General features: G+C 68.4%; 15 protein-coding genes. 9 read left to right on the top strand and 6 right to left on the bottom strand.

The genetic code is table 11. The annotated features are described in order from the left end of the window. Positions 1-39: 39 nt before the first annotated feature. The 5 genes from nirD to ASF06_RS12330 all read left to right on the top strand — a co-directional run bounded on the left by nirD (position 40) and on the right by ASF06_RS12330 (position 6,466). Positions 40-396 (top strand): nitrite reductase small subunit NirD, encoded by a 357-nt coding sequence (gene nirD, locus ASF06_RS12350; RefSeq protein ID WP_055947464.1) that lies wholly within the window; start codon positions 40-42, stop codon positions 394-396. Further along, positions 393-1,166, top strand: a complete 774-nt coding sequence (locus ASF06_RS12345; RefSeq protein ID WP_055947460.1) for a sirohydrochlorin chelatase — start codon at positions 393-395, stop codon at positions 1,164-1,166. The genes nirD and ASF06_RS12345 overlap by 4 nt, the downstream gene beginning before the upstream one ends. 101 nt (positions 1,167-1,267) lie before the next feature. After that, positions 1,268-2,677, top strand: a complete 1,410-nt coding sequence (locus ASF06_RS12340) for an MFS transporter (RefSeq protein WP_055947456.1) — start codon at positions 1,268-1,270, stop codon at positions 2,675-2,677. 56 nt (positions 2,678-2,733) lie between these two features. Next, on the top strand, positions 2,734-4,827 hold the full coding sequence (locus tag ASF06_RS12335) for a molybdopterin oxidoreductase family protein (protein ID WP_442853931.1): 2,094 nt from the start codon (positions 2,734-2,736) through the stop codon (positions 4,825-4,827). Further along, positions 4,820-6,466 (top strand): FAD-dependent oxidoreductase, encoded by a 1,647-nt coding sequence (locus ASF06_RS12330; RefSeq protein WP_157439198.1) that lies wholly within the window; start codon positions 4,820-4,822, stop codon positions 6,464-6,466. The genes ASF06_RS12335 and ASF06_RS12330 overlap by 8 nt, the downstream gene beginning before the upstream one ends. Here the strand turns inward: ASF06_RS12330 and ASF06_RS12325 are convergent. The 3 genes from ASF06_RS12325 to ASF06_RS12315 are packed head-to-tail and all read right to left on the bottom strand — an operon-like array spanning position 6,439 to position 9,610. Further along, complete coding sequence (locus ASF06_RS12325) at positions 6,439-6,924, bottom strand: SRPBCC family protein (RefSeq protein WP_055947447.1); 486 nt, start codon at positions 6,922-6,924, stop codon at positions 6,439-6,441. The two genes, ASF06_RS12330 and ASF06_RS12325, sit on opposite strands and share 28 nt — an antisense overlap. Before the next feature lie 10 nt (positions 6,925-6,934). After that, positions 6,935-7,270, bottom strand: a complete 336-nt coding sequence (locus ASF06_RS12320) for an ArsR/SmtB family transcription factor (protein WP_055930114.1) — start codon at positions 7,268-7,270, stop codon at positions 6,935-6,937. Positions 7,271-7,312: 42 nt separating this feature from the next. After that, positions 7,313-9,610 (bottom strand): transglycosylase domain-containing protein, encoded by a 2,298-nt coding sequence (locus ASF06_RS12315; RefSeq protein WP_055947444.1) that lies wholly within the window; start codon positions 9,608-9,610, stop codon positions 7,313-7,315. A gap of 109 nt (positions 9,611-9,719) precedes the next feature. Here ASF06_RS12315 and ASF06_RS12310 point away from each other — a divergent pair, with 109 nt between their 5' ends. Both ASF06_RS12310 and lpdA read left to right on the top strand, forming a co-directional pair. Next, positions 9,720-10,292 (top strand): flavin reductase family protein, encoded by a 573-nt coding sequence (locus ASF06_RS12310; RefSeq protein ID WP_082500913.1) that lies wholly within the window; start codon positions 9,720-9,722, stop codon positions 10,290-10,292. Between the two features lie 49 nt (positions 10,293-10,341). Beyond that, the gene (lpdA, locus tag ASF06_RS12305; protein ID WP_055930110.1) at positions 10,342-11,742 is read left to right on the top strand and encodes a dihydrolipoyl dehydrogenase; all 1,401 of its coding nucleotides are present in this window, start codon (positions 10,342-10,344) and stop codon (positions 11,740-11,742) included. A 19-nt stretch (positions 11,743-11,761) separates the two neighbouring features. Here the strand turns inward: lpdA and ASF06_RS12300 are convergent, their stop codons facing one another. After that, on the bottom strand, positions 11,762-13,327 hold the full coding sequence (locus tag ASF06_RS12300) for a deoxyguanosinetriphosphate triphosphohydrolase family protein (RefSeq protein ID WP_055947441.1): 1,566 nt from the start codon (positions 13,325-13,327) through the stop codon (positions 11,762-11,764). 10 nt (positions 13,328-13,337) lie between these two features. Next, positions 13,338-15,470 (bottom strand): RecQ family ATP-dependent DNA helicase, encoded by a 2,133-nt coding sequence (locus tag ASF06_RS12295; RefSeq protein ID WP_055947438.1) that lies wholly within the window; start codon positions 15,468-15,470, stop codon positions 13,338-13,340. Between the two features lie 77 nt (positions 15,471-15,547). Here ASF06_RS12295 and ASF06_RS12290 point away from each other — a divergent pair, with 77 nt between their 5' ends. Beyond that, positions 15,548-15,955, top strand: a complete 408-nt coding sequence (locus ASF06_RS12290) for a FluC/FEX family fluoride channel (protein ID WP_055947436.1) — start codon at positions 15,548-15,550, stop codon at positions 15,953-15,955. Next, entirely contained in the window at positions 15,952-16,347 is a 396-nt protein-coding gene (locus ASF06_RS12285; RefSeq protein ID WP_055947433.1) for a fluoride efflux transporter FluC, read from the top strand. The genes ASF06_RS12290 and ASF06_RS12285 overlap by 4 nt, the downstream gene beginning before the upstream one ends. Here the strand turns inward: ASF06_RS12285 and ASF06_RS12280 are convergent. Beyond that, entirely contained in the window at positions 16,317-18,458 is a 2,142-nt protein-coding gene (locus ASF06_RS12280) for an Ig-like domain-containing protein (protein WP_162237703.1), read from the bottom strand. The two genes, ASF06_RS12285 and ASF06_RS12280, sit on opposite strands and share 31 nt — an antisense overlap. Positions 18,459-18,571: the final 113 nt, after the last annotated feature.

The raw sequence follows: 18,571 nt of genomic DNA, 5'->3' as shown, positions 1-18,571 counted from the left end.
CGTCCGGCGCCGAAATCTGCGCGGCCTAGCGTGGGACGCATGACCACCTGGATCCCCGTCTGCCGGCTCGACGAGCTCGAGGTCCTCTGGGGTGAGGCCGCCCTCATCGAGGGCGAGCAGTTCGCCCTCTTCCGTCTTCCTGACGACCGGGTGCACGCGGTCTCCAACCAGGATCCGGCCACAGGCTCGCAGGTCCTGTCGCGGGGCATCGTCGGTTCTCGCGGCGATCGCGCCACCATCGCATCGCCCTTGCATAAGCAGGTCTACGACCTCGAGACGGGCGAGTGCTTCAGCGCCCCCGACTACCGTCTTCCCGTCTTCGCCGTGCGCATCGTCGACGGTGTCGTCGAGATCGACACCCGCCCGGATCGTGGGCAGAGCGGCGCAGCAGCGTGACCGGTGCGGCACCGGCGCTCGTCGCGGCGTCTCACGGAACGAGCGATCCGGCCGGGCGCCGGGCCGTCGCATCCCTCGTCGCGGCCGTCACCGATCGGCGCCCCGACGTGACGGTCGTCGGTGCGTTCGTCGACGTGCAGCAACCGGATGTGCCGACCGCCCTCGACGGGATGTCGAGCGGGGCGCCGGTCGTGATCGTGCCGTTGCTGCTGTCGACGGGTTACCACGTGCACGTCGACCTCGCCGAGGCCGCCGCGGCCGCCGCCGGGGCCGACATCCGGCGGCCTGTCGAGGTCACATCGGCGCTCGGTCCGGATGCGCGTCTCGCGCGCATCCTCGCTATGCGTCTGGCGGCCATCGGCCTCGACGACGACGATGTCGTCGTACTTGCAGCGGCCGGATCGAGCGACGCCGGAGCCGTCGTCGACTGCCGCGCCATGGGGTCCCTGCTCGAGGCCGAATTGGGGCGACCCGTCGTCGTCGGATTCCTCTCGGCCGCGGAACCGCGCCTCGGCGATGCGGTGATGGCCGCGCGCGCGGCGAATCCCGGTCGGCGGATCGTGGCTGCGAGCTACCTCCTCGCCCCCGGCTACTTTCACTCGCTCGTTCAGCGAGCGGGTGCGGACGCGGCGTCGGAACCGTTGCTGGTCGATGGCGAGCAGCCGCCCGTCGTGCTGGTCGACGTCGTCGTCGACCGGTACCTCCGCGCATGTGACGAGCATGTTACGGCGGCCTATCAGGGTGCACGAACCGATGCGACGACATGGTGACCGAACGGTAATCGGTCAGGCCGTCTGCTGAAACACCGCGTGGATAGCGTCATGAGCGTCAGCCCATCCACCCCGCGCACCACCGATCGACGGAGAACGTCTTGACCCACACCGAAACTCCCTCCGCACTGTTCGACACGTCGAAGAACGAGGTCCCGGCGCTGTCGATGCGCCCTGGCCGCTGGATCGACAACTGGAACGCCGAGGATCCCGATCAATGGGAGAACGGCGGAAAGCGGATAGCTGCCCGCAACCTCCGCTGGTCGATTTTCGCGGAGTTCCTCGGCTTCGTTATCTGGCAGCTCTGGAGCATCGTCGTCGTTTCTCTTCCCGCGGCCGGATTCACCTTCGATACCGGGCAGATCTTCTGGCTGATCTCCATCCCCAGCCTCGTGGGGGCGACCCTCCGCTTTCCCTACAGCTTCATGGTGCCGAAATTCGGCGGCCGCAACTGGACGATCATCTCGGCCGGGCTGCTGCTCATTCCTGCGACCGGACTCGCCATCTGCGTCGGCAACCCCGACACCCCGTTCGGTGTGATGCTGACAGTCGCTGCTCTCGCGGGACTGGGCGGAGGCAACTTCGCCAGCTCGATGTCGAACATCACGTACTTCTATCCTCAGAGCCAGAAAGGATGGGCGCTCGGACTCAACGCTGCGGGAGGAAACCTCGGCGCCTCGGTCGCACAGCTCATCGTTCCCATCGCCATCACCATCGGGGCCGCGACGACCCTCACCCTCCCGCTCGCCGGATGGATCTGGATCCCGTTCATCCTCGTGGCGATGTGGGGCGCGTACCGGCACATGGACAACCTCTCGAGCGCGAAGGCCGACTTCTCCGCCTCGCTTGCCGCCCTCAGGGAGCCGCACCTGTGGATTCTTGCTCTGCTGTACATCGGCACCTTCGGATCGTTCATCGGATTCGCCAGCGTGTTCCCCAAGCTGATCGCAGACCAGTTCCCTGAGTTCTCGACGTTCGCCGTGGGCTCCGCCTCCCTCTCGCTCGCGTTCCTCGGTGCGCTGGTCGGCTCGCTCTCGAGGCCCTATGGCGGCCGGCTCGCCGATCGCTTCGGGGGAGCGCGTGTGACGATGGCGGCGTTCGCTGTGATGGCTGTCGGCGCGCTCGCGGTGACCTGGACCATCGGCATGAACAACTTCTGGATCTTCCTCGGATGCTTCCTCCTGCTCTTCATCGCCGGCGGGGTCGGCAACGGATCGACCTATCGCATGATTCCGAGCGTGTTCGCCGCCCGCTCCGGTGTGGCCGATGCATCGACGAACTCGGGCGACGTGTCCACGCAGCGCAAGACGGCGGCGTCGCTCGGGCTCATCTCGGCGATCGGCGCATACGGGGGATTCATCATTCCGCAGATGCTCGGCCTGTCGAAGACCGCGACAGGCGACTACGGCAGCGCCCTGTATATCTTCGTCGTGGCCTATATCGCGCTCATGGCCGTCACCGGGCTCGTCTACTTGCGCCGCGGTTCGACCTTCGCGGGCCAGCGCATCTGAGCATGACCTCCACCGACGCGAAGACTCACTGTCCGTACTGCGCCCTGCAGTGCGCGATGACACTGACGACCTCGGCCCCGGCCGCCCTCCCGTACGTCGGACGACGCCTGTCGCTCACGGTGTCAGGGCGTGAGTTCCCGACGAATCGAGGCGGCCTGTGCAAGAAGGGGTGGACCTCGGCGGAGCTCATCGATTCGCCGGAGCGGATCACGACACCCCTCCTGCGGGGCGCCGACGGACGGCTCTCTCCGGTGTCCTGGGAGCATGCGCTCGACGAGGTCGCCCGGAGAGTGTCGACGAGCCGAAGGGTTTACGGGGCCGACTCGGTCGGAGTCTTCGGCGGCGGCGGGCTCACGAACGAGAAGGCCTACCAGCTGGGCAAGTTCGCGCGGGTCGCGCTCGGCACGTCCCGCATCGACTACAACGGTCGCTTCTGCATGTCCTCGGCGGCCGCTGCGGGCAACCGAGCCTTCGGTCTTGACCGCGGCCTGCCTTTTCCCCTCAGTGACCTCGACGGCGCCTCGACCATCATGATGCTCGGATCGAACGTCGCGGAGACGATGCCGCCCTTCATCGGCCACCTCGCGGGCGCGCGTGCTGCGGGCGGCCTCATCGTCGTCGACCCGCGTCGATCGCCGACTGCGCGGCTCACCGAAGACGGGGCAGGCGTTCACGTGCAGCCGACGCCGGGAACCGACCTCATCCTGCTTCTCGGGCTCACGCATATCGTCATCGCCGAACGACTGCACGACGTCGGCTATCTCCGGAGCCGCACCACTGGATTCGATGGCGTGCGTCGCAGCGTCAGCGAATGGTGGCCCGAGCGCGTGCAGTCGCAGACGGGGGTGCCCGCACACCAGCTGCGTGCGATCGCGCGACGACTCGCATCCGGCGCCGGCGCCGGCACCTACATCCTCACCGGTCGGGGCGTCGAGCAGCACGCGAACGGCACCGACACGGCGACGGCCGCCATCAATCTGGCTCTCGTGCTCGGGCTGGTCGGTCGAGAAGGCAGCGGCTACGGCACGCTGACCGGGCAGGGCAACGGGCAGGGCGGCCGTGAACACGGCCAGAAATCCGATCAGCTCCCCGGCTACCGCAAGATCTCAGATCCGGCCGCGCGCACACACGTCGCGGCTGTGTGGGGAATAGACGAGGCTGCTTTGCCCGTCGCCGGTCTGCCCGCCGTCGAACTGCTCGCGTCGCTCGGCGAACCCGGCGGCGTGCGTTGCCTTCTCGTGCACGGATCGAACGTGGTCGTCTCGGCGCCGGACGTCTCTGCCGTGCGGGCCGGGCTCGCGCGCCTCGACCTTCTCGTCGTCTGCGACTTCTTCCTCACCGAGACGGCACGGCTCGCCGACGTCGTGCTGCCGGTCACCCAGTGGGCGGAGGAGGAGGGGACGATGACGAATCTCGAGGGCAGGGTGCTGCGCCGACGCCTCGCCGCAGAGCCGCCGCCCGGGGTCCGCAGCGAGCTGTGGATACTCGCAGAACTGGCTCGCCGGCTGAAGTCACCCGGAACGTTCAGCACTCACGCGCCCACCGTGTTCGATGAGCTCTGCCGGGCTTCGGAGGGAGGCATCGCCGACTACTCCGGGATCAGCTATGACATTCTCGACGACGACTCTATCGCCGCCTACTGGCCGTTCCCTCGAGGGTCCTCCGGCACGCCGCGGCTCTTCGGCGACCGGTTCGCGCACGACGACGGACTCGCCAGACTCGTTCCCGTGAAGGCGCACGAACAGAAGGCTGCCGCGCAGAAGGACGGTGTCGTCACCCTCATCACCGGGCGACTGCTCGAGCACTACCAGTCCGGAGCCCAGACGCGCCGCGTGCCCGAACTGCTCGAGTCGAAGCCGGAGGCCCGCGTGCAGATCCATCCGGCGACGGCGGAGCTTCATGGTATCGACGATGGCGCCTGGGTCGAGCTCGCCCGCGGCGAGTCAACGGTGCTGTGCCGTGCCGACCTGAGCCTCGAGATCCGTCCCGACACGGTCTTCCTGCCGTTCCACTTCGCCGAAGACCAGAGCGCCAATCTCCTCACGGAGCAGCTCACCGACCCGATCTCCGGCATGCCCGAATTCAAGCGGACGACGGTTCGGATCCAGCCCGCGGATCCCGCCCGCAGACAGGAGGTCGTCGGTGCCTGATTCACCGCTGCGCGTCGTTGTGATCGGGTACGGTCCTGTCGGCGCACGCCTGGTCGACGAACTCCTGCCGGCCGCTTCCGACGGCCTCGTAGAGGTGACCGTCGTGGGTGCCGAGCAGGACCCGGCCTACAACAGAGTGCTCATCGCGGAGCTCGCCGTCGGGCGGGCCGAGCGCGAGATGCTCGACCTCACGGATCCGGACGAGGCCCGTGCTGCGGGCGTCACCGTGTTGACAGGCGTCACCGCCGTGTCGATCGAACGAACCCGCCGCAGAGTCGTGCTGAGCGACGGATCCGCACTGGCGTACGACAGGGTCGTGCTGGCCACCGGTGCCCGGGCGAATATTCCGACGCTCGCGGGCATCACCCGGCTGAGGCGCGACCATCGTCGACCGTCCGAAGAGGCTCATCGGCTCGACGACGCAGGCGCTCCGCTGCCTCGGGGGGTCACCGTGCTGCGCGACCTCGCCGACGCGACGACCGTCGCTCGCGCGGTGGAACGCGGCCAGCGGATACTCGTGCTCGGCGCGGGGGTGCTGGGAATGGAGATCGCCCTGGCCGCCGCCGAAGCGGGGGCTCAGGTGGGTGTGGTGTACCACGGGGAGGTCCCGATGGCGCGGCAGCTCGACCGCGGTGCTGGACTGCTCCTGGCGCGTGGAGCCCGAGCGGCGGCGGTGAGCATGATCTCGCATTCTCCCGCCGAGAGCGTTCTCTTCCGCACCGATGCCGATGGTGTCGAGCGATTCGACGCGCTCGTGTGCGCCGATGGCAAGCAGATCTTCGCCGACCTGCTCGTGCTCAGTTGCGGCGTCGGTGCTCGGAGCGAGCTCGCGCGACTGTGCGGGCTCGACGTCGCCGCAGGCATCCTGGTCGACGAGAGCCTCACGAGCTGGACCGACGAGCGCATCCATGCGATCGGGGACTGCGCGCAGATCGCTCCGCCGCCTCGGCCCGGTGACTCGCAGGCCCCGCCGGTCGGTGCACCCGCGGGCCTCATCGGGCCCGGGTGGAGGCAGGCCGACTGGCTCGCCCGAACCCTCGTCGCCGTCGCAGAGGGGCACAGCAACCCTGAGCCGTTGGGCGCCGATCCCCGTCCGGTGGTGATGCTGAAGGCATCCGGCATCGACGTCGTCGCTGTCGGAGACGTCTCACGAGACGTGTTCGACGATCTCAACGCGGATGTGCACGGTCCATCGATCGGCCATGCAGCAGGATGCCCGGTCGATCCGCCGCTGCGGGTGTCGAGCTGGATGGACGCCGAGCACGGACGCTACGTGAAGATGATCACCCGCGCAGGCGTTCTCGAGGGGATGGTGTGCGTCGGAATGCCCCGAACGGCGGCAGAACTCACGCTGCTGTTCGAACGTCGTAGCGAGCTGCCCACCGACCGGTCGGTGCTGCTTCGCCACGACGGCCCCGACATCGACTCATCGGCGGCCGGCGATGCGTTCGCCCCGGACTCCACCGTCTGCTGGTGCAACGCCGTCACCGTCGCCGGCATCGTTGCGGCGGCTGAGGCGGGTCACACCACGGTCGTGTGCGTGGGCAAGGCCACTCGAGCCGGCACCGGATGCGGCGGGTGCAGAGAGCGCATCGGCCAGGTTCTCGAGCATCACTCCGCCAGGATCGCGTCGATCTGACCCATCGCGAGCGTCATGCCCTCCTGCATGCCCATCTCGACCATCTTCTCGAGCTGGTCGACACTCACGAACCTGCTCAGCGTCGTCATCCGTGTCTTTCCGTCGACCGATTCCAGAGTGACGATCGCGCGCACGGGCTCGATCGAGTCGTCGGGGTTGCCGTCCTCATCGGCGAAACCGTCGTCGAACTCCAGTCGCGTGGGGGCGTCGACTGACGTGACGAGCCACCAACCGCCGGCCTTCGTGCCATCGGGCCCTGTCATGTAGTACGAGGAGCGGGAGCCCACCGAGAGCTCGTGTGCGGTGAACGTGGCGGGCCAGGTGGGCGGGCCCCACCAGCGCTCGAGCTGGCGCGGATCCTCCCAGACCTGCCAGACCCTGTCGACGTCGGCCGCGAATTCGGCGACGAACGTGAGGGTGAGTGCGTCTGTGTCCTTGTCGACGCTGAGAATGGTCATGGCTTCTCCTTCAGGGGTCTTCGGCGAGGATGTCGTCGATGCGGCGGGCGCGCTGCGCCCAGATCTGCTCGAACGCGTTCAGCAGCGTCTGGGCCCTGCCGATCGTGTCGATACGGCTGTGCACGAGCTGTTCTCTTCCGCGACGTTCCTTCGTCACGAGGAGCGCACGTTCGAGCACCGTCACGTGCTTCTGCACGGCGGCGAAGCTCATGTCGTAGTGCTCGGAGAGCGCCGTCACCGACTGGCCCGTGACGAGCACACGGCTCACGATGTCGCGCCTCGTCGCATCCGCCAGTGCCTGGAAGATGCGGTCGATCTCGGATTCGGTCAGCTCATGTACAACCATTTGGTTGTACGTTACGCCTCGCTGACCCGAAGGGCAAGAGCCTTAATTCTGGCCGGTCTGATCCTCGTCGCCGCGGCCCACGGTGCCGTCGTCTCCCGGGGCCGGCGCGGGCGCGACGCTGGACTGCGGAGTCGGGACGGTTCCCGGCTGTGTCGGATCGGTCGTGGGGGTCGGAGTCGTCGTAGCGGGGGCGTCGGTGGAGGAGTCGTCGCTCGAGTTCGATCCCGAGCCGGACCCGTAGACCAGGTCGTCGTCGGGATCGGGGAAGTCGGCGGCCGGCTGCAGGACCTCGTCGTTCGCCGTCATCACGGACTTCCAGATGCGGTGACGCACGCTGTAGCCCGAGTACCCGTTCGTCTCGACATCGGTCATCGAGACGTCGCCGGAGACGTTGCCGACCCAGACGGCGGTGGCGGCCCTCGTGCTCGCCCCGATCATCCACGTGTCCTTCTCGTTGTCGGTGGTGCCCGTCTTGCCGATGTGCTCGACGTCGTCGTAGGGGTTCGAGGCTGTCGCCGTTCCGCTCTGGATCGGCCCCTTCATCGCGTAGGCGAGGGTCGACGCGACCGACGGGTCGAGGGCCTGGGCGCAGTCGGCCTGGGGAGGCTGGAGCTCAGCGCCCGAGGCGTCGAGGATGCGATCGATGGCGATGGGCTTGCAATAGACACCGTTGGCCGCGATACCGGCGTATGCGGCGGCCATGGTCAGCGGCGCGATCGTCTGGGTGCCCAGGATGTCGGCGAGGTTCGAGCCGAGTTCGCCTCCGTCAGCGCGGTGCACTCCCAGCGACTGGGCCGTGTTGCGGATCTGGCAGAGGTCGAGGTCTTCGGCCATGGCGATGAAGGCGTTGTTCACCGAGTCCGTCAGGGCGTACTGCACCGTGATGGTGCCGGGCCGGGAACCGCTGTCGTTCTTCGGGGCGTAGGGCTCGCCGCTGATGTCGACGCAGGAATTCGTGAAGTCGGCGCGATCGAAGGTCTGCGGATTGCCGTTGACCCGTTCGCCCAGCGTGTTGCCCTGCTTGAGCCACTCCGCAAGCGTGAACACCTTGTAGGTCGAGCCGACCTGGAACCCGCTCGACCCTCCATAGCCCTGGTCGGTGTTGTAGTTCAGCGAGGTGCTGCCGGGGTCGGTCGACTCTCCGGCCACGTAGCTCTTGTTCTGCGCCATCGCGAGGATGCGGCCCGTTCCCGGTTCGACCGTGACGATGGTCGAGCCCAGGTCGAGTTCGTCGCTCGATGCGGGCACGTACTCCGTCATGGTCTCGTTCGCGTTGGCCTGAAGGGTGGGGTTCAAAGTCGTGAAGATCTGGAATCCGCCCGTCTTGAAGTTCGACCAGCGCTCGTCGGCCGTGGCGCCGAACGTGGGGTCGTTCTTGACGATCCAGGTCACGTAGTCGCAGAAGTAGGCGGCGCCGGATGCCGCGGTCTGGCATCCCGTCGACGGCTCGGTGATCGCCGGGGTGACGGGGGTGGCGACGGCCTCGTCGTACTGTGCCTTCGTGATGGTGTGCTGCTTGAGCATGGATGCGAGCACGTCGACGTCGCGGCGGGCCTTGTTCGCCTCGATGTTCTCGGGCTCGTCGATGCGCAGGCCGTTCGGCTCGTTCACGGTGGCGATCAGGCTCGCGGCCTGCGCGACCGTGAGCTGCGCGGCCGTCGTGCCGTAGTAGTAGTTGGCGGCCGCCTCGATGCCGTAGACCGACCCGCCGAAGTTGGCGATGTTCAGGTAGCCCAGCAGGATCTGGTCCTTGTCGTACCTCTTCTCGAGGCCGATGGCCAGCCGCATCTCGCTGAGCTTGCGGTCGAGCGACGTGTCGGTCGCCTCGGCGTAGGCCTTCTCGCGGTCGGCCTCGTTGTCGAGGGTCTCGGCCCGCTGCACCAGGATGTTCTTCACGTACTGCATGGTGATGGTCGACGCACCGCTCTCGACGCCGCCCGAGGTGAGGTTGCTGAGTGCCGCGCGCAGGGTCGATGTCAGGTCGACGCCGTTGTGCTCGTAGAACCGCGGATCCTCTGTCGAGACGACCGCGTCCTTGACTGCCGGGGCGATCTCGTCCCAGCCGACCTCCTGGCGGTTCTGGTCGAAGACCGTCGCGAGCAGCGTGTTCGATCCATCGGTGTTCGTCGAGTAGATCTCTGACTTCTGCGACAGCGCCCCGATGTCGAGAGTCGAGGGCAGGTCTTCGAACAGGCCGACCGAGCGGGAGACCGTTGCGCTCGTGAGCGATACGGCGGGAACGGCGAGGGCGGTGACGAGGACACCGGCGATGACGCTCGCTCCGAGCAGCTTCAGCCAGGGCTTCGCCGCCGACAGGACACGTGACGAGGATTCAGGCATAACAGTTGAGGATACGTAGATGCACCTCCGAGGTGCCTGAATCGTGCGACGGTGTCACAGAGAGTCACACGACTTCCGTCCACGGCCTGTCGGGTGAAGGCTGACTCTCATGACACTGCACACCTCTGCACGCGGCACCCGGCACGTCGGCTCGGTCGAGCCCATCTCCGACAGCGCGGGCCTCGACGCCGACTCGTTCAAGGCCGTGTTCCGAAACCATCCGGCCGGGGTCGCCGTGATCACGGCCGATGCGGGCGACGGCCCCGTGGGCCTCACCGCCACCTCGGTGTTCTCCGTGAGCGCGGAGCCGCCCCTGCTTGTGTTCTCCGTCTCCGGCCAGTCCTCCAGTGCGCCGACGATCCGTGCGGCAGACACCGTGGTCGTGCATCTTCTCGGCGCGCAGCAGCTCGACCTCGCGACGCTCTGCGCCACCAGCGGCATCGACCGTTTCGCCGACACGTCGATCTGGGATCGGCTGATCACCGGTGAGCCCTACTTCCCGGCGGCCCAGTCCTGGATCAGGGGCCGGGTCATCGAACGCATGGATGCCGGGGGCTCGACCGTGATCGCCGTGCACGCCCTGCAGTCGGGCACCTCGGACGAGGCCGATTCCGCCGAGCCGCTCGTCTACCACAACCGCACGTGGCACAGGCTGGGGTCGCACTCGCGCATAGGCGAATAGAGTTGCACGTGAAAGACCTCGTGCAAACCGAAGGAAGTCCTAAAACATAATGAGTGCTCACTACAACCTCGTCGTTCTGGGAGCCGGCCCCGGCGGCTATGTGGCTGCCATCCGTGCCGCGCAGCTCGGACTCAGCGTCGCCGTCGTCGAAGAGAAGTACTGGGGCGGTGTCTGCCTCAACGTCGGCTGCATCCCGTCGAAGGCTCTGCTCCGCAACGCCGAGTTGGCGAACATCTTCGCCACCCAGGCGACGGAGTTCGGAATCTCCGGAGAGGCCTCGTTCGACTTCGGCGCGGCCTTCGACCGCAGCCGCAAGGTGGCCGACGGGCGCGTCAAGGGCGTGCACTTCCTCATGAAGAAGAACAAGATCACCGAGTACGACGGCCGGGGTTCGTTCGACGACAGCCACTCCCTCACGGTCGCCAAGTCCGACGGAACGGCAGAGCAGCTCACGTTCGACAACGCGATCATCGCGACCGGGTCGACCGTTCGACTCCTCCCCGGCGTGACCCTCAGCGACAACGTGGTCACCTACGAGAGCCAGATCCTGACCCGCGAGCTGCCCAAGTCGATGGTCATCGTCGGCGCCGGCGCCATCGGAATGGAATTCGCCTACATCCTGCGCAACTACGGCGTAGAGATCACCATCATCGAGTTCCTCGACCGGGCCCTTCCGAACGAAGACGTCGACGTGTCCAAGGAGATCGCCAAGCAGTACAAGAAGCTGGGTGTCACGCTGCTCACCTCGACGAAGGTCGAGAGCATCGTCGACAACGGTTCGTCCGTCACCGTCTCGTACACCGCCAAGGATGGCGCGCAGGGGTCGATCGAGGTCGACAAGGTCATGATGTCGATCGGTTTCGCACCGCGCGTCGAGGGCTTCGGACTCGACAAGACGGGCGTTCAGCTGACCGAGCGCGGAGCGATCGCGATCGACGACCACATGCGTACCAACGTTCCGAACATCTACGCCATCGGCGACGTCACGGCCAAGCTGCAGCTCGCGCACGTTGCCGAGGCGCAGGGCGTCGTGGCCGCCGAGACGATGGCCGGCGCCGAGACCCAGTCGCTCGGCGACTACCGCAACATGCCGCGGGCAACGTTCTGCCAGCCGCAGGTCGCGAGCTTCGGCCTCACCGAGCAGCAGGCGCGCGACGAGGGGCACGACGTGCTCGTCTCGACGTTCCCCATGACGGCCAACGGCAAGGCCCACGGGCTCGGCGAGCCGGCCGGCTTCGTCAAGCTGGTCGCCGATGCGAAGTACGGTGAGCTGCTCGGTGGCCACATGGTGGGTCATGACGTGTCGGAGCTGCTTCCGGAGCTCACCCTCGCGCAGATGTGGGACCTGACGGCGACCGAGCTGGCACGCAACGTGCACACGCACCCCACCCTGAGCGAGGCCCTGCAGGAGGCATTCCACGGGCTCAAGGGGCACATGATCAACCTGTAGGGCGCGAGAGCGGGATGGGCTAGATGCCCGTTCCGCTCTCCCACAGGTGCTCCGACGTGCCGCTGATCAGAGCGGCCACCCCCATTGCCTGGCTGTCGGTGAGCGAGGCGATGTAGTCGACGATGCCGCGCCCGCGGCCGCGGGCGATGAGGCTCTCGTCGTCGGTGCGACCGCGCAGCAGCTCGGGGGAGTCGGACCGCAGACGGAAGTATCCGGCCGTGGCGACCTGCACCAGTTCGACCAGGCGACGGGGCGCGCGAGCCGCGTCGTCGTCGTCGGACAGCCAGGCCCGGAAGCCCTCGACGAGAGTCTCGAGCACGCGACCCTGGCCGCGCTGATAGGTCGCGAGGTCGGGTCGCTCGAGCACGAAACGCGTGTGAACGAACTTGAGAACGACCACGTCGTGCCAGGCCTGCTGGCCGAGCCTCACATGCGCGCTCCTGACATGAGGGTCGCGGTCGACGACGATGGAGCGCTGCAGCCTGTTGATCCAGCTGCGCGTGAACGACGAGATCGCGCGCTCGGCTCCCATCGAGCCGTCGAACGGAACCGAGAGCAGCCCGTCTCCGAGGTCTTCGCTGACCTTCTGCACGGCGGCTCTGAAGGCGTCGTCGGACGCGTTCCACGCATCGCGTGCATGGATGCGCCGGCGCACCAGTTCGAGGGCATGGCCCGGTGTGCGGGCGCTCGCCTCGAGCGACTGCTCATCGAGTCGTGACAGCCGTGCCTGGTCGCGGAGCCAGCTGCGCAGCTCGGCGGAGACGGAGGCCTGCTGCAGGACGCCGGCCCGGTAGAAGTCGTCAAGATCGTGGATCGAGTAGGCGATGTCGTCGGCGATGTCCATGACCGAGCATTCGACGGTCTGACGCCACTCGCCGATGCGGGGGAAGGCGGAGCGGGCCTCGCGCAGCTCGTCGGCGTCGAGCGTGTAGGCCGAGAACTTGTCGGCCCCGCCGTTGCGCTGCGATCCGACGCCCCGGGGCATACCGTCGGGCATGTCGGTTCGCACCCGCGACTGCCATTCGGCCCGCAGCCAGGGGTACTTGAGGACGCCCGCGCGCACCGCGGCGGTGAGGTTGAGGCCCTGCTCGGTGGCATCGCACGCGTCGAGTTCTGTGAGGATACGGAAGGTCTGGGCGTTGCCTTCGAATCCCTCGGAGAGGTTCAGGCGCTCGCGCGCGAGCCGGTCGAGAACCTGTTCTCCGAGGTGGCCGAATGGCGGGTGCCCCAGATCGTGCGCGCTGGCCGCCGCCTGCACGACGACGGGATCGCATCCTCCGAGTTCGCGCACCAGGCGACCGGTGTCGCCCTGGTCTTGTTCGAGCATTACCGCGATAGACCGGGCGACGGCGGTGACCTTGACCGAATGGGTGAGTCGGTTGTGGATGACGGGACCGGCCCCGGCCTGCGAGATGACCTGGGTGACCGCCGACAGCCGAGAGAAATAGGGCGAGAATCTGATGCGCTCGAGATCGACGCGGAAGTCGGGCTGGGGCTCGATTCGCTCGATAGGGTCGAGCTGCTCGGGGATGCGCCGACGGATGCGCGCCTCGGAGGTGTTCTGCCCTGCGTCTGCGGTGCTCATCTGACCGAGATTACATCTGCAGGGCGAGAGCGAAGGGCAGCACGCTGCCGGCGCCGTGTCGACGCAGTTCGCGGCCCGCGACCGTGATGGTCCATCGGCTGTCGACGAGATCGTCGACGAGCAGCACCGGTCGGCCGTGGAAGGCGTGGAGCCGCTCGGACAGCTGCTCTCCCACGGCGAAACGCTGCCAGACCGACGAGAGGCGGTACACGCTGTTGCCGCCGGGCGCGCCGTCGGGGCCCCCGCCTGCCAGATCGAGTGATCCGAGGTGGGGGAGCCTGCCCAGCTGGGACAGTCCATCGGCGATCGAGCGCACGAGAACGGGCCGTCGCCTCGACGGTATGCTGACGATCGCCGCGGGGCGCTCGCTCCACGGCCACTCGCCCAGCACGCGAGCGCAGGCGTGAACGAGCGCGGGACTCGCCGCCTCGTCGGGCGAGCCCGCCGCGAAGAGCTGCCGCAGCGTTCCGCCCCAGCCGAGGTCGGTGAGCCGGGCCAGCGCTCGACCCGGTTCGACGCGCTCGTCGACGGCGATGCGCCCCTTCACGGAGACGCCACGCTCCGACGCGCCGGTGGGCCACTGCGTGCGTGGCTCGATGACCGCGCCGACCCGCTGCAGAGCGGCTTCGGCCGTGACCTGGTCGCCCGACGCGATCGAGCTGTCGTACCAGGCGCTCGTGCAGTTGTCGCAGCGTCCGCACGGCGCCGCGGTCGGGTCGTCGAGGGCGCGCTGCAGGAATTCCATTCGGCACCCGGTGGTCGTCTCGTAGTCGAGCATCGACTGCTGCTCGGCCACCCGTTCGGCGGCGATGCGCTGGTACCGTTCGGCGTCGTAGACCCAGGGCAGGCCCGTCGAGCGCCAGCCGCCCTGCACCTTCGACACCGCGCCATCGACGTCGAGCACTTTGAGCAGCAGCTCGAGAGGGGTTCTGCGCAGGTCGACGAGCGCCTCGAGCGCGGGGGTCGACAGTGGCCCGGACTCCGCGTCGAGCGCGTCGAGCACGGCGCGGGCGCGCCTGTCGTCGGGCATGGATGCCGTGGCGAAGTAGTGCCAGATCTCCGGGTCTTCTCTGCCGGGCAGCAGGAGCACGTCGGCATTCGCCGTGGCGCGGCCGGCGCGGCCGACCTGCTGGTAGTACGCCACGGGTGACGACGGAGCGCCGAGGTGGATGACGAAACCGAGGTCGGGCTTGTCGAACCCCATTCCGAGCGCGCTCGTCGCCACGAGCGCTTTGACCTCGTTGTTCTTCAACTTCGCCTCGGCGGCCTCGCGATCGGCAGGATCGGTGCGACCGGTGTAGGCCAGCACCTCATGGCCCGCCTCCCGGAGAAGCCGCGCCGTGTCTTCGGCGGCCGACACCGTGAGCGAGTAGATGATGCCACTGCCCTGCATCTGATCGAGATGCGTCAGCAGCCAGCCGAGCCTGGCCTTCGCGTCGGGCAGCCTCAGGGCGCCCAGCCGCAGCGACGCGCGGGCGAGCGGCCCCCGGATAGTGACGACCGCATTGGCGTCGGCTCCCTGCGCGTCGACGCTCAGCTGCTCGGCCACGTCGGCGACGACCCGGGAGTTCGCCGTCGCCGTCGTGGCGAGCACCGGCACGCCCGGGGGCAGCTCGGCGATCAGCGTGCGAAGCCTGCGGTAGTCGGGGCGGAAGTCGTGGCCCCAGTCGGAGATGCAGTGCGCCTCGTCGACGACGAGCAGGCCGGTGCGCCGCACGAGCTCGGGCAGCTGTTCGTCTCGGAAGCGGGGGTTGTTGAGCCGTTCGGGCGACACCAGCAGCACATCGATCTCGTTGCGGGCGAGCCGCTCCTTGATCGACTCCCACTCGTGGGTGTTCGCGGAGTTGAGGCTCGCGGCCGTGACTCCCGCCCGGGCGGCGGCGGCCACCTGGTCGCGCATGAGTGCGAGCAGGGGAGACACGAGGATGGTGGGACCGGCACCGCGCTGCCGCAGCAGCAGCGTGGCGATGAAGTAGACGGCCGACTTGCCCCACCCGGTGCGCTGCACGACGAGCGCTCGGCTGCGGTCGGTGACGAGGGCGTCGATCGCCTCGGCCTGACCCTCGTGGAACTCGGCATCGGGCCGACCGACCAGGGAGCGCAGGATGTCGGTCGCGGTCTGGGCGGGTTCGGATGTCGTCATGACTCGAGCCTGCCATCGACCGCCGACGCCCAGGAACCGTGCACGCATTCCGGGGTGAAAAGGGGTAACCTCCCCGTGTGCAGAACCGACCGCTGACCCACCTCGTCGCGGTATTCCTCGGGGGTGTGCTGGGCAGCGGTCTGCGACTCGGCCTCGATACGGCAGTCCCGCACTCCGACGCGCAGTTCCCCCTCAGCACGCTGCTCATCAACGTGGTCGGCTCCTTCGTTCTGGGCTGGCTCACGGGCGGCCTCTTCGCTCGGGGCGCGTCGTCGGTTCTGAAGGCGGCCCTCGGCCCTGGCCTGCTCGGGTCGTTCACGACGTTCTCGGCCGTGATTCTGGCGCTGGTGCTCCTGACGGTCTCCACACCGCCCCAGGTGGTTCTCGCCGTCGTGTATCTGGTGGTCACCCTGGTTCTGGGCCTCGGCGCCTCGGTCCTCGGCATTCGACTGGGAGAACGGTCACGCAAGCGGGTCGCCGGATGACGCCCTTCCTCGCCCTGATCGTGGTGCTCTCCGGCGGTCTCGCGGCGGTCGTGCGCTATGCCGTGAGCACCTGGGTCGCCTCGCGCCCGTCCTCGTCGCGCCTCCGTCGCTTTCCGTGGGCTGTGCTCGTCGTCAACGGCGTGGGGTCTGCGCTCGCGGGCTGTGCAGCCGGCCTCGCCTCGACCCTGGCGCTGTCGACTGATGTGCGCCTGGTGCTCATCACCGGGGTTGCCGGCGGCCTCACCACCTTCAGCACCTTCAGCGTCGAGACGGTGGCTCTGATTCGAGACGGGCGCAGCGGCGTGGCCGCCCTGTCGTGCCTGCTCAATCTCTCGGTCGGCGTGGCGCTCGCGGTCGGAGGCTACGCGCTGGGAGTGCTGCTCTCGTCGTGAGCGGGAGAACGCACGAATCTCACCCACAGCCAGACGGCGACGCAGACCGCGGCGAAGACCAGTGACAGCAGTGCGATCAGGATGATGCCCGCACCGCCGCCGAGTCCGCCGAGCGCCGAAGAGAGCACGCCCGCGAGCAACGTGAATCCGGCCAGCGCGAGGACGAGCCACACGAGCCGCCGCCAGCGCAGGATCTGCCGCCCGGGAAGGTTGGCGATCGGAAGAAGCAGGAAGGCGGCGCCGCCCAGGGAGGCGAGCGCAACAGTGTTCACGAACTCCGCGACGAAGGCGCCGACCGTTCCGGCACTCACAGAGAAGGAACCGGAGATGAGCAGGGCGGTGACGCCGATCACCAGGAGAGACCCGATCTGGAGAGCCGCCAGGCGCCCCTGTGCGCGTCGCGAGGCAGGCGCTGTCAGGGCGAGGCCGAAGACGATGCCGAATACCAGCGCGGGATCGAGGTCGAGGGTGCGCGAGAGCACGGTCGCACCCACCGAGACCAGAAGGTAGATCGGGCGAAGCCGGATGTCGACGGATACGTCGAAGACCCAGCGTGCGAGCAGCCGGGGAACCAGGACGGCGACCGCGTTCACCGCGACGATGCCGAGGGCGACGGCCACCAGCAGGCGCAGATAGGCCGGCTCGTCGGCCACCGGCGCGCTGAGAACGGTGATGGTCGCGGTCGCGACCAGGGCGAAGGCGCCCGTGACACGCGTGTTCCACGACAGCGCCGGGGCGGACTCGAACTCCTGGTGACGGGAGCGGTTGCGACCCGTGAGTCGCGCACCCTTCGAGGCGGCCGCGGACGGCGCCGAACGCAGCCCGCGCAGGGTTCCGGCGAGAAGCCGCGCGGGCACGGCGAGGAGCGCGACCATCGCCAGCCCGATGCCGAAGGCCAGGGTCCAGTCGATGGCCCCGGCGCTTCCGAATGCCGGCTTCATACCCGCGCTGAACCGTGTCGCGGCCGACCACCCGCCCGGCGTGACGGCTGTCGGAGCCTGGGCCGACGCATCCGGCTGGGCCTGCGGCTGCTCGGGGGTCGCCGCCGGAAGATCGCCGTCGGCGGGGGTCGGCGGTACCGTGGATGTCGGCGCGGGCTCGGGCGTGGACGAGTTCGGCTGAGGCGTCGGCGCGGGCGTCGCGGTCGCGGCGGTGCCGAAGGCCACCGAGACCCGGGCGCTCTCCGTGCTGATGTTGCCGGCCGCGTCCTGTTGGATGGCCGACACCTCATAGTTGCCGATGTCGATCGCGGCTGAGGTGCATGACCAGCGACCGGCCGTCACGACGGCCTGGCACAGGGAATGCGGGCCGGCGAACAGGGTCACCGTCGCCCCGTCCTCGCCGGTTCCGGAGAAGGTCGCGCCGGTCGCCGGCACGGGGCTCGCGGGAATGGTCACTGCCGGCGGGGCGGGTGCGTCGACATCGATGGTGAGCTCGGTCGGTGCGCTGGATGCCGACGAGCGGCCGCCGCTCCAGGGCGCGACCTGGCTGGCGGTCAGCTGATAGCTTCCGCTGGTGGTGCCGGCGGGCAGGGCGCAGAACCACGAGCCGGTGGAATCGACCGTCGCGGTGCACGACACTCCGCCGACCGCCGCTGTCACCGTCGCGCCCGGAAGGCCGGAGCCCATGACGGTTCCGCTCGACACCGTTCCGCCGCCGCCGGGCCCGGCCGTGGGCGCGTTCAGCACGGAGATCTGCACGCTCGTCTCCGACGTCTGACCGTCGACGGTCTGCACGGCGCGCACGGTGACCGACGAGGTGGACTCGAGGGTCACCTCGCACGTCCACACCCCCGAGGGGTTCGCGACGACGCTGCAGAGGGGCTGGCCACCCGCCTCCGAATACAGGTCGATGCCCGCCGACGGCTCGGCGGTGCCTCTGAACGTGATGGCGTCGCCCACGAGCTCGGATGCCGCGGGCCGCTCGATCACGGGCGTGGCGATCGCGACGGTGGAGTCGGGTGACGGGGTGGGCGTCGGGTCGGTCTCGGTCGCCGATGCGGAGAGACCCGGTGCGACGAGCACGCTCAGAACGATGCCCAGGATGGCGCCGGCGGTCGCCACGACGGCAGCACGGCGGCGCGTTGCTGCGGCGTGTGGTGTTGCCGGCACGAAGAGAGTCACGTACCTCCCATTTAGGGGCCTTTGCGACTCGAAGTCAAACATTTCACACGCCCGAAACAGTCTGCGGGCCATACTGGGCGGGAGTGGGACGATCGACCCAC

Source organism: Agreia sp. Leaf244, assembly GCF_001422695.1.
GTDB lineage: Bacteria > Actinomycetota > Actinomycetes > Actinomycetales > Microbacteriaceae > Agreia.
The sequence above is the reverse complement of the archived record's forward strand: the minus strand, read 5'-3'. Positions and strand labels throughout refer to the sequence as shown.

Coding starts and splice junctions, on each gene's coding strand:
- ASF06_RS12335 (WP_442853931.1), top strand. CDS start 2,734: ATGACACTGACGACCTCGGCCCCGGCCGCCCTCCCGTACGTCGGACGA.
- ASF06_RS12310 (WP_082500913.1), top strand. CDS start 9,720: ATGACACTGCACACCTCTGCACGCGGCACCCGGCACGTCGGCTCGGTC.
- lpdA (WP_055930110.1), top strand. CDS start 10,342: ATGAGTGCTCACTACAACCTCGTCGTTCTGGGAGCCGGCCCCGGCGGC.
- ASF06_RS12320 (WP_055930114.1), bottom strand. CDS start 7,270: ATGGTTGTACATGAGCTGACCGAATCCGAGATCGACCGCATCTTCCAG.
- ASF06_RS12300 (WP_055947441.1), bottom strand. CDS start 13,327: ATGAGCACCGCAGACGCAGGGCAGAACACCTCCGAGGCGCGCATCCGT.
- ASF06_RS12315 (WP_055947444.1), bottom strand. CDS start 9,610: ATGCCTGAATCCTCGTCACGTGTCCTGTCGGCGGCGAAGCCCTGGCTG.
- ASF06_RS12285 (WP_055947433.1), top strand. CDS start 15,952: ATGACGCCCTTCCTCGCCCTGATCGTGGTGCTCTCCGGCGGTCTCGCG.
- nirD (WP_055947464.1), top strand. CDS start 40: ATGACCACCTGGATCCCCGTCTGCCGGCTCGACGAGCTCGAGGTCCTC.
- ASF06_RS12325 (WP_055947447.1), bottom strand. CDS start 6,924: ATGACCATTCTCAGCGTCGACAAGGACACAGACGCACTCACCCTCACG.
- ASF06_RS12295 (WP_055947438.1), bottom strand. CDS start 15,470: ATGACGACATCCGAACCCGCCCAGACCGCGACCGACATCCTGCGCTCC.